Annotated in this window: 1 pseudogene; it reads right to left on the bottom strand. The window is 70.3% G+C overall.

From position 1 onward, the window contains the following. A pseudogene (locus AC6H42_RS30430) lies at positions 1–401 on the bottom strand (heme utilization protein); the annotation flags it as partial.

Here is a 401-nt window from a genome sequence, read left to right as displayed (position 1 = left end):
GGTGGTCAGGCCGTTGGCGATCAGGTTGGTGCTCAGCGCGCCGATCTGGCCGCTGGTCAGCGCGGCGACCTGGTTGGTGGTCAGGCCGGCGAACTGGCTGGTGCTCAGGCCGGCGATGGCGCTGGTCTTCAGCGCCACGAAGTCCACCGTTTCCATGGCGGCCAGGTCGACCGTTTCCATGGCGCCCAGCTGGGCCGAGGTCAGCGACGCGGCTTGCGCGGTGGTCAGCGCGATCACTTGCGAGGAGGTCAGGCCGGCGATCTGGGCCGAGCTCAGGGCGGCGATGGTGGCCGTCTTCAGGGCGGCGAAGTCCACCGTTTCCATGGCGGCCAGGTTGGCGGTCGACAGGGCGGCGATCTGGCGCGAGGTCAGGCCGGCCACCTGGGTGCTGCTCAGCGCGA

Source organism: Massilia sp. NBRC 108631 (assembly GCF_059704565.1).
The sequence above is the reverse complement of the archived record's forward strand: the minus strand, read 5'-3'. Positions and strand labels throughout refer to the sequence as shown.